This is a genomic window from Mesorhizobium sp. B2-4-18 (assembly GCF_006441385.1).
Taxonomy (GTDB): domain Bacteria; phylum Pseudomonadota; class Alphaproteobacteria; order Rhizobiales; family Rhizobiaceae; genus Mesorhizobium; species Mesorhizobium australicum.
The window spans coordinates 351633-365600 of the sequence record NZ_VFUW01000002.1 but is presented as its reverse complement, the minus strand read 5'-3'; the positions used below and the strand labels follow the sequence as shown (position 1 = coordinate 365600).

General features: G+C 62.7%; 15 protein-coding genes. 8 read left to right on the top strand and 7 right to left on the bottom strand.

Annotation, left to right across the window (positions count from 1 at the left end; all coding sequences use genetic code 11):
* Position 1: 1 nt before the first annotated feature.
* From FJ527_RS05305 to FJ527_RS05285, 5 genes are all read right to left on the bottom strand, one after another.
* A complete protein-coding gene (locus FJ527_RS05305) occupies positions 2–1093 on the bottom strand; it encodes a methylenetetrahydrofolate reductase (protein WP_140615924.1) in 1092 nt (363 codons plus the stop codon).
* Complete coding sequence (locus FJ527_RS05300) at positions 1090–1704, bottom strand: methylenetetrahydrofolate reductase C-terminal domain-containing protein (RefSeq protein WP_015317422.1); 615 nt, start codon at positions 1702–1704, stop codon at positions 1090–1092. Before FJ527_RS05300 ends, FJ527_RS05305 begins: the two co-directional genes overlap by 4 nt.
* Positions 1697–1999, bottom strand: coding sequence for a virulence factor (locus tag FJ527_RS05295; RefSeq protein ID WP_015317423.1), 303 nt, complete (start codon positions 1997–1999; stop codon positions 1697–1699). Before FJ527_RS05295 ends, FJ527_RS05300 begins: the two co-directional genes overlap by 8 nt.
* 202 nt (positions 2000–2201) lie before the next feature.
* Positions 2202–2984, bottom strand: coding sequence for a formyl transferase (locus FJ527_RS05290; protein WP_140822048.1), 783 nt, complete (start codon positions 2982–2984; stop codon positions 2202–2204).
* 123 nt (positions 2985–3107) lie between these two features.
* On the bottom strand, positions 3108–3677 hold the full coding sequence (locus FJ527_RS05285; protein WP_140822046.1) for a DUF4893 domain-containing protein: 570 nt from the start codon (positions 3675–3677) through the stop codon (positions 3108–3110).
* Between the two features lie 120 nt (positions 3678–3797).
* On the opposite strand from FJ527_RS05285, the gene FJ527_RS05280 reads away from it, so the two are divergent.
* Positions 3798–4718: an NAD(P)-dependent oxidoreductase gene (locus FJ527_RS05280; RefSeq protein ID WP_140822044.1), complete on the top strand. Its 921-nt coding sequence runs from the start codon at positions 3798–3800 to the stop codon at positions 4716–4718.
* Between the two features lie 5 nt (positions 4719–4723).
* Here the strand turns inward: FJ527_RS05280 and FJ527_RS05275 are convergent, their stop codons facing one another.
* Complete coding sequence (locus tag FJ527_RS05275) at positions 4724–5353, bottom strand: DUF1638 domain-containing protein (protein ID WP_140714843.1); 630 nt, start codon at positions 5351–5353, stop codon at positions 4724–4726.
* Between the two features lie 55 nt (positions 5354–5408).
* Between FJ527_RS05275 and FJ527_RS05270 the strand changes: the two genes are divergently transcribed.
* Positions 5409–5546 (top strand): entericidin A/B family lipoprotein, encoded by a 138-nt coding sequence (locus FJ527_RS05270; RefSeq protein WP_015317428.1) that lies wholly within the window; start codon positions 5409–5411, stop codon positions 5544–5546.
* Positions 5547–5626: 80 nt separating this feature from the next.
* On the opposite strand, the gene FJ527_RS05265 is transcribed toward FJ527_RS05270, so the two are convergent.
* Positions 5627–6325, bottom strand: coding sequence for a B12-binding domain-containing protein (locus tag FJ527_RS05265; RefSeq protein WP_015317429.1), 699 nt, complete (start codon positions 6323–6325; stop codon positions 5627–5629).
* Between the two features lie 288 nt (positions 6326–6613).
* Here FJ527_RS05265 and FJ527_RS05260 point away from each other — a divergent pair, with 288 nt between their 5' ends.
* The 6 genes from FJ527_RS05260 (at position 6614) to FJ527_RS05235 (ending at position 13957) form a co-directional block, all read left to right on the top strand.
* Complete coding sequence (locus FJ527_RS05260) at positions 6614–8188, top strand: trimethylamine methyltransferase family protein (RefSeq protein WP_140615930.1); 1575 nt, start codon at positions 6614–6616, stop codon at positions 8186–8188.
* Positions 8189–8285: 97 nt separating this feature from the next.
* The gene (locus FJ527_RS05255; protein ID WP_181166284.1) at positions 8286–8966 is read left to right on the top strand and encodes a 4Fe-4S dicluster domain-containing protein; all 681 of its coding nucleotides are present in this window, start codon (positions 8286–8288) and stop codon (positions 8964–8966) included.
* Positions 8967–9072: 106 nt separating this feature from the next.
* A complete protein-coding gene (locus tag FJ527_RS05250; protein ID WP_083883026.1) occupies positions 9073–9810 on the top strand; it encodes a dienelactone hydrolase family protein in 738 nt (245 codons plus the stop codon).
* 98 nt (positions 9811–9908) lie between these two features.
* Positions 9909–11087 carry an NAD(P)/FAD-dependent oxidoreductase gene (locus tag FJ527_RS05245; RefSeq protein WP_140822400.1) on the top strand — a complete coding sequence of 393 codons (1179 nt, stop codon included), beginning with the start codon at positions 9909–9911 and terminating at the stop codon, positions 11085–11087.
* 120 nt (positions 11088–11207) lie between these two features.
* A complete protein-coding gene (locus FJ527_RS05240; RefSeq protein ID WP_140822042.1) occupies positions 11208–11768 on the top strand; it encodes an RNA polymerase sigma factor in 561 nt (186 codons plus the stop codon).
* A 2-nt stretch (positions 11769–11770) separates the two neighbouring features.
* On the top strand, positions 11771–13957 hold the full coding sequence (locus tag FJ527_RS05235; RefSeq protein WP_140822040.1) for a VWA domain-containing protein: 2187 nt from the start codon (positions 11771–11773) through the stop codon (positions 13955–13957).
* Positions 13958–13968 lie beyond the last annotated feature (11 nt).

Sequence of the window (13968 nt, the reverse complement as noted above, 5' to 3'; positions counted from 1 at the left end):
GTCAATGCGCGGTCTTCACCATGTCCACCTGGGTTTCGGTAATGTCGTCGTGCAGGATGCGGTCCAGCCGGTCGGCGACCATCTGGTCGTCGCGGCGGATCTCGCGCTTCCACGGCTGGCGGCCCTTCAGCACGCCCGATTCATCGACGATCTCGGCGACATATTCCTCCTGGCGATAGGCCATCACATGGATGCCGGAGACACCCGGAATTTCCTTCACCTCGTTGATGATGTCGGTGCAGAGCTGCTTGCCTTCCTTCTTCTGGTCCTGGGCACCCTCCAGCCGCTTGATGATAGCGTCAGGGATATGAATGCCCGGCACGTTGGAGCGGATCCATTTTGCCGTCTTGGCGGAAGCGAGAGGGCCGACGCCACACAGGATGAACACTTTCTCGGTGTGGCCGAGATCACGTGCCTTCTGCATGAAGGTCTTGAACATCGGCACGTCGAAGCAATACTGCGTCTGCACGAACTGCGCGCCGGCGGCGATCTTCTTGCCGAGATGGATCGGGCGAAAGTCGAAAGGCGGCGCGAACGGATTGACGGCAGCGCCCAGGAACAGCTGCGGCGGCGTCGTCAGCTTGCGGCCGGACAGAAACTTGCCGTTGTCTCGCATGATGCGGCAAGTTTCCAACAGCGACATGGAATCGAGGTCGAACACCGGCTTGGCGCCCGGCTGGTCCCCGGCCTGCACGCCGTCGCCGGTCAGGCACAGCATGTTGGCGACGCCCATCGCGGCGCCGCCCAGCACGTCGCCCTGGATGGCGATGCGGTTCTTGTCGCGGCAGGCGATCTGCATGATCGGGGCGTAGCCCATGCGGGTCAGAAGTGCACAGATGCCGACCGACGACATATGGCAATTGGCGCCGGACGCATCGACGGCGTTGATGGCGTCGACCCAGCCGTCGAAGATCTTCGCACGGTTGTAGACATCCTCCGGATCGGCGCTGTCGGGCGGGTTCAGTTCGGTCGTCACCGCGAACTCGCCGCGCCTGAGCACGCGCTCCAGCCGGCCGCGCGAGGTGTGGCCGGGCAGGGGATCGAGCGGCAAATGGATGCCGGCCGGATTTTCGTCGGGCTGGCGGCCGGTCACGCGGAGGCTCCGGTCTTCGCGGCAGCGGCGGCTTCACGGGCTGCCGCAGCCTGCGCGGTCACCCGCAGCCAGGCAGAGGTTTCGCGCAACGACTGATCGACCGGCTTCTGCACGGTGAGGATCCTGTCGGAGTTGACCATGTTCTGCGAACCTTCCCAGGCCTTGACCCAGACGCAGGGCATATCGGGTTCGACCTCGCAATTGCCGTTGGCGCGCACGCCGCCGCAAGGGCCGTTGCGCAACTGCTTGGGGCAGTTCATCGGGCAAGACATGCCGGTCGAGGACAGGATGCACTGACCGCACATGCGGCAGTCGAACATGAAGCCTTTTACGCGCTTTTCGACGAACTTGATTGGAGCCTCGACGCGGCCATAGCCGATACCCTTCCACAACGGGTGCAGCAGCAAGAAGGTGTCGGCGAAGCGGGCGTAAAACCATTCGAGCAAGCGCGAATGCCTGATCGACCACAGCCGTATCGCGAAGGAGCGCTGTACGCGCCGCTGCGGCGAGACATCGGCCGGCTTGTAGTCGGACTTCGGCGCCGCCTTCTTGACCTGAGTGGCCTGCGTTATGGCCACGCCTTCCTTGCTGACGGGAGTGGTTTCAGACATTTTCTTTGCCGCCGGCCTTGACCAGAGCGACCAGCCGCTCGCGGTCGTATTTCGCGTCGATCTCGTTGAAAGCCTTTTCGACCTCGGCTTCGAGATCGTCACCGACCGGAACTGGATCAGCCTTGCGCCATTCGGCCAGATAGTCGTCCGTGCCGCCGGCGCCGGTGCGCATGGCGCACATGTCGATCGCCTCGGTGAAGCGCAACGGCAGTTCGCGCTTGGCGTTCTGCCGGCCCTTCTTGACGATGACCTGGGCAGGAATGTCGCGCCAGTAGACGACGATAAGATCGGCCATGAATTCTCGCTCCTCGATCCCCGAGCATTGCCGCAAGCGCAGTTGGCCCGCTTGTTATGGGACGACGCGCGCGCATTCAAAAGCGACGCATTTGGATGTCGTAAAATGAAAGGTGCGTTTATTCGTTTGCGACCCATGCCACGACGGGGTCACTGCAGCAGTAATGGCGACGGAATTTGCGCTGTTCCGGACACTGGATGCGTTACCAAATGCCGGTTCTCAGCCCTGTCCAGACGTAGAACCAGATCGTCGGGTGGTACCACTGCTTCGATGGCAGCCCTGGATCGAACGTTGCAAGTTTTCCGGCCAGCGCGTCGCTGACCGCCTCGACGCAGATGTCGCGCGAAAACGCCGCCTGGCGCAGCGCATAGCTTGAGATGGTGTCACCTTGTTTCGGCTTGCCGCGCACCTGCTTCAGCACGCCACCAGTGTCGACGCCCGCATCGACCAGATGGACGGTGGTGCCGAAATTCTGCGGATCGCCTGAGGTCAACGCCCAATAGCCGCCATTCATGCCGCGATATTTCGGGGTGATGCCGGCATGATAGTTGAGCACCGGACACGGCATTTTGGCCAGCATCTCCCCGGAAATCAGCCGGCAGCCGTTCAGCAGCACGACGCCGGGCTTGATCGTCTCGATTGCCTGCAGACATTCCGGCCCGTTGGCGGATGCCACATGGATGATGACCTGGCCTTGCCGCGGTTCCGTTTCAAGCTTCTCCTCGGCAATCAACCGGGCGGCGTGTTTGACATTAAGCCGTTTGCCGAGCCTGCTCAGCACCATAGTGCCGAGCTGGCCGATGGCAGAGATCCAGCCCTGGCGTCGGGCGCGGCCGCGCAGCAATTGCTTTTTAGATTCGGGGATTTCGAGGACGACGCTGACAGGGCCGACGCGGTCGGCGAGGTCGTTGATCATGGCCCAGACATGCGCGCCGCCACCGGTGACGACCACAATAGGTCGCGGATTTGGTTGCGACGCTGCCATTGATCTTTCCGTGCTCCAAGGACCGGCTGATGTGGCCGGACCTTAGGGCGGGCGGGTTAATCCTTGGTATGCCGGAAGCCTTACCAACCCATGAAGACCCCCGGTCAGCGCATCAAGACTTGGTCAGCGCTTGAACTCCATGATGTCGAGCTTCGATTCATAATAGGGCGCGGGGAACTCGATTCGCCATTCCTTGGCGCTGTTTCGGAAGGCGTAACCAACCTGGTCGGTCTGCGGGCCGCTGCCATAGGGCTTTGCCCGATCGTCGTTGCCGGAGCCAAGATAGATCGAGCGCTTGTCGCCGTCGTCGAAGAAGCGGCCCTGGGTGCGCTGAGAACCGCTGATCTTTTCCAGCCGCCAGCCGGAGCCATCATCGGTGACCCTGCATTTGAACCAGCCATAGACAACGAGCGGGCTCAGTCCGCCGGCCTTGATCGTGCGGCACCGCCAGTTGCCCGTGAGATCCTTATCGGAGAAGGCGACCAGCGGCTTGGCCAACAGCGTGTCGAGCTGCTTGAGCTCGGCGGGGTTGCCCGCCTTTGCCTCGGCGAGCGCCGCCTTGCGGGTGTCGCCATATTTGTCGAGCCGCGCCTTATCGGCAGGCGTGATCAGTTTTTGCACTTGTCCGTCGGCAAGGGCGGGCAAAATACAGCAGAGGAGACCAAGGGCGGCGATCAATGAGCGAAGGATCATCAAAGAATTCCCTGTTTTGTCTGGAACGGCGCTGCCGCCGCCTGGCGCATAACTTACCGGGTCGCTGGCGCCTGTCATCCGTGCTTAACAGCGTCTCGGTCAAAACTCATGGTGTGACGCATGCGAATCTTGTTTACGGGATCGTCGGGTTGGCTGGGCAGCGCGCTGGCGCCGCTCCTGCGTGAGCTTGGACATGACGTGACCGGCCTCGATCCCGTTCCATCGGCCGAAACGCGGATCGTCGGTTCGATTGCCGACCGTGACCTCGTCATGCGTGCCGTCGGAGAAAACCGGATAGAGGCCATTATTCACAGCGGCGCGCTGCACAAGCCCAACATAGACAGCCACGCCAACAGCGATTTCATCGCGGCCAACGTGCAAGGCACGCTAAACCTGCTCGACGCGGCGGTGGCGGCCAATGTGCAACGCTTCGTCTTCACGTCAACGACCTCGCTGATGATCTCGCAGGCGATACGCGACGGCTTCAAGGGCGGTGCGCGCAAGGCGGCGTGGCTGACGGAAGCGATGTCGCCCGAGCCGCGCAACATCTATGGCGTCACCAAGCTATCCGCCGAGCATCTCTGCCGTCTCTACCACCTCCAGCACGGCCTGCCGGTGGTGGTGCTGCGCACGGCACGTTTCTTCCCCGAGGCCGACGACATGGCGCATGCCATCGAGCAGTCGGACGCCAACACCAAGGCGAACGAACTGCTGTTTCGGCGGCTGATGGTGGAGGACGCGGCGCAGGCGCATGTCGCCGCCTTGGAGAAGGCACCGGAGCTCGGCTTCGACACCTTCATCATCTGTGCGCCGACGCCGTTCCAACCCGAAGATTGCGAGGCGTTGATCAGGGACGCGCCGTCCGTGGTGGCGCGGTATTTTCCTGAATTTCCCGCTCTCTACGCGAGGAAGGGCTGGACGATGTTTTCCTCGATCGACCGGATCTATGACGCGTCGCGGGCGAGGGACAGGCTGGGTTTTGCCTGCAGGACGAGCTTTGCCGACGTGCTGGCGGCGCTGGCAGCCGAAGACCCGGCCTGAAGCCGTCAGGCGTTCGCGGCCGCCCGCGCCAGGCCTGGCGTCAGGTCGCCAAAACCGGTGGACCGGCGCTCATAGGCGAGGCCGAGCAGGGCGGCGGCCTTTTCCGCGACCTTGTCGAGCTCCGGATCATCGGTCTGCGCCAGATAGATCAGCTTCTCGTAATTGCCGAAATAGTCCTTGATCAGCTCCGGGTGCTTATCCAGCCCGAGCGGCTTCATGAAGAAGGCATCGAACTGGCGGCACAGGAAGTCCGTCATGTAGAAGGACATCATGTCGTCGTCGGCGACCTTCGCATAGGCGTCCATGCCTTGATAGAACGCGAAGCAATGCGGGCCGGCCATGCGTTCGACGCCATGCTTCTCCAACACGCGGTCAAGCAGGCCGCCAGTGCCGCAATCGGCATAGCCGACGAAGATATGTTCATAGCCTTCCGCCCTGGCCTTTTCGATCGCCTTGTCCATGGCCGGCGCGATGCGGTCGGGATGGAAATGAAACTCCGCCGGCAAACACGTCAATTCGAGGTGATCCAGCCCGAGCTGTTCCTTGACGGCCAACACCTCGCGCGCAATCATCCCGCAGGCGATGACGAGCAGCCTGTCTGTCTGATTCGGTTTTGTTTTTTTCGTCTTGACCAAGTCGAGCCGGCTTTTCGCTGCGGGGCTAATTTATCTGTCGAGGGAGACACCGTCCATGAAACTGCTACGCATAGCGCCGATGGCTATCCTTGCCTGCGCTCTTGCACTTACGGCCTGCGCCAACACCGTTCGGGGTGTCGGCAAGGATGTCAAATCGACGGCGAGGGCGGTCAAAGACACCGTCGCCAATTGATCGGCGGCCGTCTCTCATCTGGGGACAAAAAAGCCGCGCTGCAAGGCGCGGCTTCTTTTTCGTCGCCCTGATGCCTTGGGTCAGGCCGAAGCACGCACGTTGTGCTTGCGCTTCATGAAATCCTTGGCGGTCTCGACCGCTACCGCCGCGTCGCGGCAATAAGCGTCGGCGCCGACGGCCTTGCCGAATTCCTCGTTGAGCGGCGCGCCGCCAACCAGCACGACATAGTCGTCGCGAATGCCCTTTTCCTTCATCGTGTCGATGACGACCTTCATGTAGGGCATGGTGGTGGTGAGCAGTGCCGACATGCCGATGATGTCGGGCTGGTGCTTTTCAATCGCGTCGAGATACTTCTCGACCGCGTTGTTGATGCCGAGATCGATGACGTCGAAGCCAGCACCCTCCATCATCATGCCGACGAGGTTCTTGCCGATGTCGTGGATGTCGCCCTTGACGGTGCCGATCACCATCTTGCCCTGTTTCGGCGCGCCGGTGGCGGCGAGCAGCGGACGCAGGATGAACATGCCGGCCTTCATGGCGTTGGCGGACAAAAGCACTTCCGGCACGAACAGGATGCCGTCGCGAAAATCCTCGCCGACGATACGCATGCCTTCGACCAGCGCCTCGGTAAGCACCTTGTAGGGCGCCCAGCCGCGCTCAAGGAGGATGTTGGTGCCTTCCTCGATCTCTTCCTTCAGCCCGTCATAGAGATCGTCGTGCATCTGCTGCACCAGCTCGTCGTCGGAAAGCTCGGAAAGGATGATCTCGTCGTCGGACATTTTTATCCAGCTCCTCACGGCATCGCGACTGTGTCGCAAGGCACAAAATAATGGTGTTCATACCTAACCCGCAACGGGCGGGTATCCATAGCTGATTTGCGACTTCCCGCAAAAGGAAAGCGACTGGAAAATCTATCGGTTTTCTTGTCGATTTTGCGACAGGCGTTGGCGCGGACGGGCCGTTTCGAATAGGGTGCATGGCTACGATCCGGGCAAAGCCGCGTCATGCGGCCGCAACGGTTACGGACCAGCCATAGTCAGGCGGGCCATATTCAGGGAAGAGCGATCATGAGTGAACACGCGGCAGTCGACCAGGAAGCGTCAAACGCGCGGCGTGGGCGCGGCGCCAGTGGCGGAGCGGCGGCCAGGCGTGCGGCGCGCTCAGGCGGCGGCCCCGGCACCCAGCTCACCTATATCAAGCGCAAGATCAACGTCTACGAGGTGCTGAACGAGGAAGGCCTGGCGCTGATCGAGAAGAACACCGACACGGTGCTGGAAGAGATCGGCATCATTTTTCGCGATGACGCGGAAGCGCTGCAGCTCTGGAAAGAGGCCGGCGCCGACGTCAAGGGCGAGCGCGTGCATTTTCCCAAGGGGCTCTGCCGTTCGCTCTTGAAGACCGCGCCGCCCATCTACACCCAGCATGCCCGCAATTCGGAGCGCTCGGTGCAGATCGGTGGCAATGCGACCGTGTTCGCGCCGGTCTATGGTCCGCCCTTCGTGCGCGATCTCGACGGCGTCAGGCGCTACGCGACGATCGAGGATTTCCAGAATTTCGTGAAGCTCGCCTATATGGCGCCGTCGATCCACCATTCGGGCGGCACGGTTTGCGAGCCGGTCGACGTGCCGGTCAACAAGCGCCATCTCGACATGGTCTACGCGCACATCAAATATTCCGACAAGCCGTTCATGGGTTCGGTGACCGCGCCGGAGCGCGCCGAGGACACGGTGGCGATGGCCAAGCTCGTCTTCGGCGACGACTTCGTCGAGAACAACACGGTGCTGACCAGCCTGATCAACGCCAACTCGCCGATGGTGTTCGACGAGACCATGCTTGGCGCCCTGAAGGTCTATTCGCGTCACAACCAGGCCTGCATCGTCACGCCGTTCATCCTGGCCGGCGCGATGAGCCCGGTGACGGTCGCCGGCACGCTGACGCAGGTCCTGGCCGAAGTGCTGGCCGGCGCCTCGTTCACGCAGCTGATCCGTCCGGGCGCGCCGGTGCTGTTCGGCACCTTCGCCTCGTCGATCTCGATGCAGTCGGGCGCGCCGACCTTCGGCACGCCGGAGCCGTCGCTGGTCTCCTATGGCGCTGCACAACTGGCCCGCCGGCTCGGCCTGCCGTTCCGTACCGGCGGCTCGCTTTGCGCTTCGAAAGTTCCGGACGCACAGGCAGCCTATGAGAGCGCCAACACGCTGAACTCGACCATTCTCGCCGGCACCAATTTCGTCCTGCATTCGGCAGGCTGGCTCGAAGGCGGGCTGGCCTCCTGCTATGAAAAATTCATGATGGATATCGACCAGCTCGGCATGACCCAGAAATTCTCCGAGGGCGTCGACCTGTCGGAGAACGGCCAGGCGATGGACGCCATCCGCCAGGTCGGCCCGGGCAGCCACTATCTCGGCTGCGACCACACCCAGGCCAATTTCCAGACCGCCTTCTACCGCTCATCGATCGCCGACAACAACTCCTACGAGCAGTGGCTGGCCGAGGGCCAGAAGACCGCACCGCAGCGCGCCAACGATCTGGCGCGGCGCTGGCTGGAGGCTTACGAAGCGCCGCACCTTGATGAAGGCATCGATGAAGCCTTGAAGGATTTCATCGCCAAGAAGAAGGGGTCGATGCCCGACGCCTTCACCTGAAAGGAGCCCGAGTCAGGCGGGGCTAAAGTCGCCAACATCATCCACAAGGAAGTCTGGCGGAGCGCCTTCTCCGATCCGGACAAGAAGGGATGATTGCGTGCGCGGTATGATCGAGGAGATCACGGCCGCGCTTGGCGCCAACGGCCTCATCCTGCGTGGAGGTCTTCTTTTTCCCGATGACGAGGGTGCTCCTGATGGCGCCTCGGGCGCGCCGGCAAAGTCTGTCCTGCTGGTAGGGCAGGCGGGCGCCGCGCCTTGGCCGCATTTCCTGCGCTGGCGGGACCAGCAGCCACAGGCGATCGCCGATCCGCTCGACACCTGGTCGCGGGAGGTCATCGGCGAGGTGGCGCAAGAGTTTGGTGCCCGCGTCGTTTCGCCGTCGGACAAACCTTACCTGCCGTTTCAGCAATGGGCTGTTCGGGCGGAAGGGCTGAGGCCGTCGCCGCTCGGCATCCTCATGCATCCGCAATACGGGCTTTGGCATGCTTATCGCGGCGCGCTGCTGTTCGAGGACGAGATAACGCTTCCGGAATTTCGGGAGACGATCCATCTTTGCGACACCTGCGTCGACAAACCTTGTCTGAAATCCTGTCCGGTCGCCGCTTATTCGACGGATGGTTTCGCCTACCAGGCCTGCCTCGCGCATGTGCGGGGGGCGAATGGCGAGCCGTGCCGGGCCGGTGGTTGTCTTGACCGCAATGCCTGCCCCTATGGCGCGCAGTATCGCTATCCGCCGGAGGTCCAGGCCTTCCACATGGCTGCGTTCGCTGGTCCTTAGCGCATCACGCGATCCCGCACGAAATGTTGACCGCCGGGCTCAGGGAGCGCCTTGCCGTGGCGGCTTGCGCGGATATGTATCGCGCATCTGGCAAACGGAGCACGCAATGATGAAGCAGGACCTTCACATCAAGACCCGTGACGGTGTGGCGAAGGCAGGCCTGTTCCGCTCGGCCAAGGTTTCTTCAGCCAAGGCTGGCGTCATTCTCTACCAGGACGCCTTCGGTCCGCGCCCGGCGCTTGACCTGATGGCGGAACGGCTGGCGGGCGAGGGCTATGCGGTGCTGGTGCCCGATCTCTTCTATCGCAATGCTCCTTATGGGCCGTTCGACCCCAAGACCGCTTTTGTCGAAGAAAGGACCAGGGCGCCGCTGATGGCGCTGGTCACCGGCACGACGCAGGAAATGACCATCAGCGACAGCGCCGCCTTTGTCGACGCGCTCGCCGGCGAAGGCGTCACGGGACCGATCGGCACTGTCGGCTATTGCATGGGCGGGGCGCGGGCGCTCAACGCCGCTGCAACCTACCCCGACAGGGTCAAGGCCGCCGCCAGTTTCCATGGCGGCAACCTCGCCAGCGATGCCGCCGACAGCCCGCACCGCAAGGCGGCCTCCATCAAGGCGCGTGTGTATGTCGGCATGGCGGGCGTCGACCGGAGTTTCCCACCGGAGCAGTCGACCAAGCTGGCCGAGGCGCTGAGAACGGCGGAAGTCGACCATCTGCTGGAGAACTATGTCGGCATGGCGCATGGCTGGTGCGTGCCCGACCACAGTGTCTACGACGAAGCTGGAGCCGAGCGTCACTGGAAACGGCTGACGGCGCTGTTTGCCGAGACACTGACCTGAGTCTCGCGGCTATTCCCGCCTGTTGGCTGCCCGATCCGTTCGCGGTATCAGGGCGGTCTCGCTGAATGAGCGGGAGCCGCGCGGGAACGATCAACCTGATGCAATCCTATGATGTCGTGATCATCGGCGCCGGCGCCGCCGGAATGATGTGCGCCGTGGAGACCGCCAAGCGCGGCCGTTCGGTGCTGATCCTCGATCACGCGGCGGCACCTGGCGAAAAGATCCGCATCTCCGGCGGCGGCCGGTGCAATTTCACCAACATCCATGCGAGCCCGAAGAATTTCATATCGAGGAATCCGCATTTCTGCATCTCGGCGCTCAGCCGCTATACACAGCGCGACTTCACTGCGCTGGTCGAACGCCACGGCATTGCCTACCACGAGAAGACATTGGGGCAGCTGTTTTGCGACGGCTCGGCGCGCCAGATCATCGATATGCTGGTCTCGGAGATGCGGGGCAGGGGCGCCGAGCTGGTATTGTCGACCCGCGTCGAGGCTATCGGCAAAACCGAGGAAGGGTTTGAACTCGCTCTCTCCACGGGCTCGGTTTCCTGCCAGTCCCTGGTCGTGGCCTGTGGCGGCAAGTCGATCCCCAAGATGGGCGCGACGGGCTTCGGCTACGAGCTTGCCGAACGGTATGGCCTTGCCGTCGTCGAAACACGGCCTGCCCTGGTGCCGTTGACCTTCGACGCAAAAACGCTTGAGCGGCTTTCGCCCCTGGCTGGGAACGCGGTCGACGCCGAGATTGCCTGCGGCAAGACGCGGTTTTCCGAGGCGATGCTGTTCACGCATCGCGGCGTCAGCGGGCCATCCATCCTGCAGATCTCCTCATATTGGCGCGAGGGTGATGAAATCCGCATCGCCATGCTGCCGGGCACGGATGTGGCTGAGCTCGTCCGCACCGCCAGGCGTGGCAATGGCCGGCAAGCGGTGCAGACCGTGCTGGCAAATCATTTGCCGAAACGACTGGCTCAGGCGATAGTCGAGCAAACCGGGCTGGACGGCAACCTCGCCGATCTTTCCGAGGCCCAGATCAAAACCGTCGAGGCCGCGGTCAACGACTGGCGCATCAAGCCAGCCGGTTCGGAGGGCTACCGGACGGCCGAAGTGACGCTCGGCGGGGTAGACACCAACGGCCTCGACCAGAAGACGATGCAGGCGAAGCTGATGCCGGGCCTGTTCTTCATCGGCGAGGTCGTCGACGTCACCGGCTGGCTCGGCGGCTATAATTTCCAATGGGCGTGGTCGTCGGGCTGGGCGGCGGGCCAGGCGTGTTGACATTCAGGTGAGGCCGGCCTGACCTCACTCGGTACGCCCTGGACGCAAACGCCCAAATTCGAGAAAAATCTTTCCATCACCCCAAGGATTAGCCATTAGCCTTCGTCCAACAGGCAAATGATGGCGATGATGCTGGATGAGAGCGAAGCCTCCGACGCCGAACTGATCGGGCGGGCGAAGGGCGGAGACAGGGGGGCCTTTGGCAAATTGCTGGAGCGTCACTACGACTTCGTCTATCGCGCCGCCTATCGCTGGTGCGGCAGGAAGGCGGATGCCGAAGACATCGCCCAGGAAGTCTGTGTCAGGCTGGGCAAGGCGATCCGCGATTATCGCGGCGGCGGCGCGTTCACGACATGGCTCTACACCATGACGATGAACGCCGCGCGCGACACGATGCGCAAGACCCAGCGCGAGACGGTCAAGATCGAGGCCTATGGCGTCCATGCGCTGATTTCGGGCGAAGGCCCGGCCGAGGGTGAAGACCCGACCGAGGCGTTGTGGGCGGCGGTGCGGCAATTGCCGGACAAGCAGCGCGATGCCGTGATGCTTGTCCATGGCGAAGGCTTGAGCCACGCGGCCGCCGCCGAAGCGATGGCGATCTCGGAGACGACGGTTTCCTGGCACATCCATGAAGCGAAGAAACGGCTGAAGACGTTGATGCGTTCAGCCGGGGAAGTGTGACCATGGTCGACGACAACGAACTCAGAAAGCTGCGCAATGCAGCGGTACCGGCGCCGGGCGAGAGCGCGAAGGCGCGCGCCTTCGAAGCCGCCCTGCGCGCCTATGATCAGGAAAATATTTCCGCCGTCACCCAAGGATCGGTTGGCGGCCTTCGTCTCATGGAGCGAGCACAAAAGCTCTGGAGCGAGATCATGCAAAAGAAACTCATTGCCACGCCGGCCCTTGCCGGGCTCGTCGCCCTGCCGATCGCCGGATACGCCACCTTCCATATGCTGAGGGAACAGCCGTCGCCGTTCGGCGGCGGCGAGAAGATCACCGAGACGCTGGCCGACAAGCCGGCGACGCAGAAGCCAACCGTCGCCGAGCCGAAACAGGCTCCGACGGCGCTGGAGAAGGACAAGAAAGCAGACTTGGACGTGGAAAGCCGTGATGCCAGCGATGCGCTTGCGCCGGCCGCGCCGCCGAACTCCGAATCGGATGCCGCCGGTGGCGCAGCACAATCGAGCGCGCCGGTGAGCCCCACTGTATCGTCGAGGTTTGACCTAAAGACCTACAGCGGCAAGGAGGTGGAGTATGGGACTTTGCCAACCTCCAGGCCGGCCCCCGCACCCAGCGGTGAGGTTTCACGGGAGAGTGCCGGCCTCATGCCAAACGCGCCTAATGCCGCGCGGGCCAATCGCGTCCAAGCTGCCGAGCCCAAGCTTATGGCCCCGCAGCAGCCGGCGGCCATCCCGGCCGACCAGATCGCGCCGCAGGAGGAAAACCGCGATCGCGTCCAGGATTTCAAGACCAATCCCGTGCATGCGGCACTGCAAGACCCGGTCTCGACCTTCTCGATCGATGTCGACACCGCGTCCTATTCCTTCGTGCGCGGCTCGCTGAAGCAGGGCTACCTGCCGCAAGCCGACGCGGTCCGCGTCGAGGAGATGATCAATTACTTCCCTTATGACTGGAAGGGGCCGGAATCGGCCTCAACGCCGTTCAACTCGACCGTCAGCGTCATGCCGACGCCGTGGAACGCGCACACCAAGCTGATGCACGTCGCCATCAAGGGTTTCGACATCAAGCCGACCGAGCAGCCGAAGGCCAATCTGGTCTTCCTGATCGACGTGTCGGGCTCGATGGACGAACCGGACAAGCTGCCGCTGCTCAAGTCGGCGTTCCGGCTGCTGGTCAGCAAGCTGAAGGCCGACGACACCATCTCGATCGTCACCTATGCGGGCGATGCCGGCACCGTGCTGATGCCGACAAAGGTTGCCGAGAAGGACAAGATCCTCAATGCCATCGACAATCTGCAGCCCGGTGGCTCGACGGCAGGCGAGGCCGGCATCAAGGAAGCCTACAAGCTTGCCCAGCAGTCCTTCATCAAGGATGGCGTCAACCGAGTGATGCTTGCCACTGACGGCGACTTCAATGTCGGCCAGACCGATGATGATGACCTGAAGCGGCTGATCGAGAGCGAACGCAAGACCGGCGTGTTTCTGTCGGTGTTCGGCTTCGGCCGCGGCAATCTGAACGATGAAATGATGCAGACCATTGCCCAGAACGGCAACGGCACCGCCGCCTATATCGACACGCTGGCCGAGGCCGAGAAGGTGCTGGTCGAAGATGCCTCCTCGACGCTGTTCACCATCGCCAAGGACGTCAAGATCCAGGTCGAGTTCAACCCGGACAAGGTGTCGGAATACCGGCTGATCGGCTACGAGACCCGGGCGCTCAACCGCGAGGATTTCAACAATGACCGCGTCGATGCCGGCGATATCGGCTCGGGCCATTCGGTCACCGCGATCTACGAGATCACGCCCAAAGGCGGTGGCGGCGAGCAGATCGATCCGCTGCGCTACGGCCAGGCGACAGTCAACAATGGCGGTGTCGTCAATGCGGACGAATATGCCTTCGTCAAGATCCGCTACAAGCTGCCCAACGAGGACGTCTCAAAGCTGATCACCACGCCGGTGACCTCGGCCAACGAGGTCGCGTCCTTCGATCAGGCCAGTACCGACCAGCGTTTCTCCGTAGCCGTCGCGGCCTTCGGCCAGAAGCTGCGCGACGAGGATGCGACCGCGAAGTTCGGCTACGACAAGATCATGGAGATTGCCACTGCCGCCCGAGGAGCCGACCCGTTTGGGTACAGGTCCGAGTTCCTTTCGCTTGTGCGCCTTGCCTCGGCGCTGGGCGGCAACCGGTAGTGGCGATGACG

Bases quoted from the DNA above. Each gene is read 5' to 3' on its own strand.
- FJ527_RS05285 (WP_140822046.1), bottom strand. From the start codon at position 3,677: ATGATCCTTCGCTCATTGATCGCCGCCCTTGGTCTCCTCTGCTGTATT.
- FJ527_RS05240 (WP_140822042.1), top strand. From the start codon at position 11,208: ATGGCGATGATGCTGGATGAGAGCGAAGCCTCCGACGCCGAACTGATC.
- FJ527_RS05260 (WP_140615930.1), top strand. From the start codon at position 6,614: ATGAGTGAACACGCGGCAGTCGACCAGGAAGCGTCAAACGCGCGGCGT.
- FJ527_RS05300 (WP_015317422.1), bottom strand. From the start codon at position 1,704: ATGTCTGAAACCACTCCCGTCAGCAAGGAAGGCGTGGCCATAACGCAG.
- FJ527_RS05235 (WP_140822040.1), top strand. From the start codon at position 11,771: ATGGTCGACGACAACGAACTCAGAAAGCTGCGCAATGCAGCGGTACCG.
- FJ527_RS05245 (WP_140822400.1), top strand. From the start codon at position 9,909: ATGCAATCCTATGATGTCGTGATCATCGGCGCCGGCGCCGCCGGAATG.
- FJ527_RS05270 (WP_015317428.1), top strand. From the start codon at position 5,409: ATGAAACTGCTACGCATAGCGCCGATGGCTATCCTTGCCTGCGCTCTT.
- FJ527_RS05250 (WP_083883026.1), top strand. From the start codon at position 9,073: ATGATGAAGCAGGACCTTCACATCAAGACCCGTGACGGTGTGGCGAAG.
- FJ527_RS05295 (WP_015317423.1), bottom strand. From the start codon at position 1,999: ATGGCCGATCTTATCGTCGTCTACTGGCGCGACATTCCTGCCCAGGTC.
- FJ527_RS05265 (WP_015317429.1), bottom strand. From the start codon at position 6,325: ATGTCCGACGACGAGATCATCCTTTCCGAGCTTTCCGACGACGAGCTG.
- FJ527_RS05280 (WP_140822044.1), top strand. From the start codon at position 3,798: ATGCGAATCTTGTTTACGGGATCGTCGGGTTGGCTGGGCAGCGCGCTG.
- FJ527_RS05290 (WP_140822048.1), bottom strand. From the start codon at position 2,984: ATGGCAGCGTCGCAACCAAATCCGCGACCTATTGTGGTCGTCACCGGT.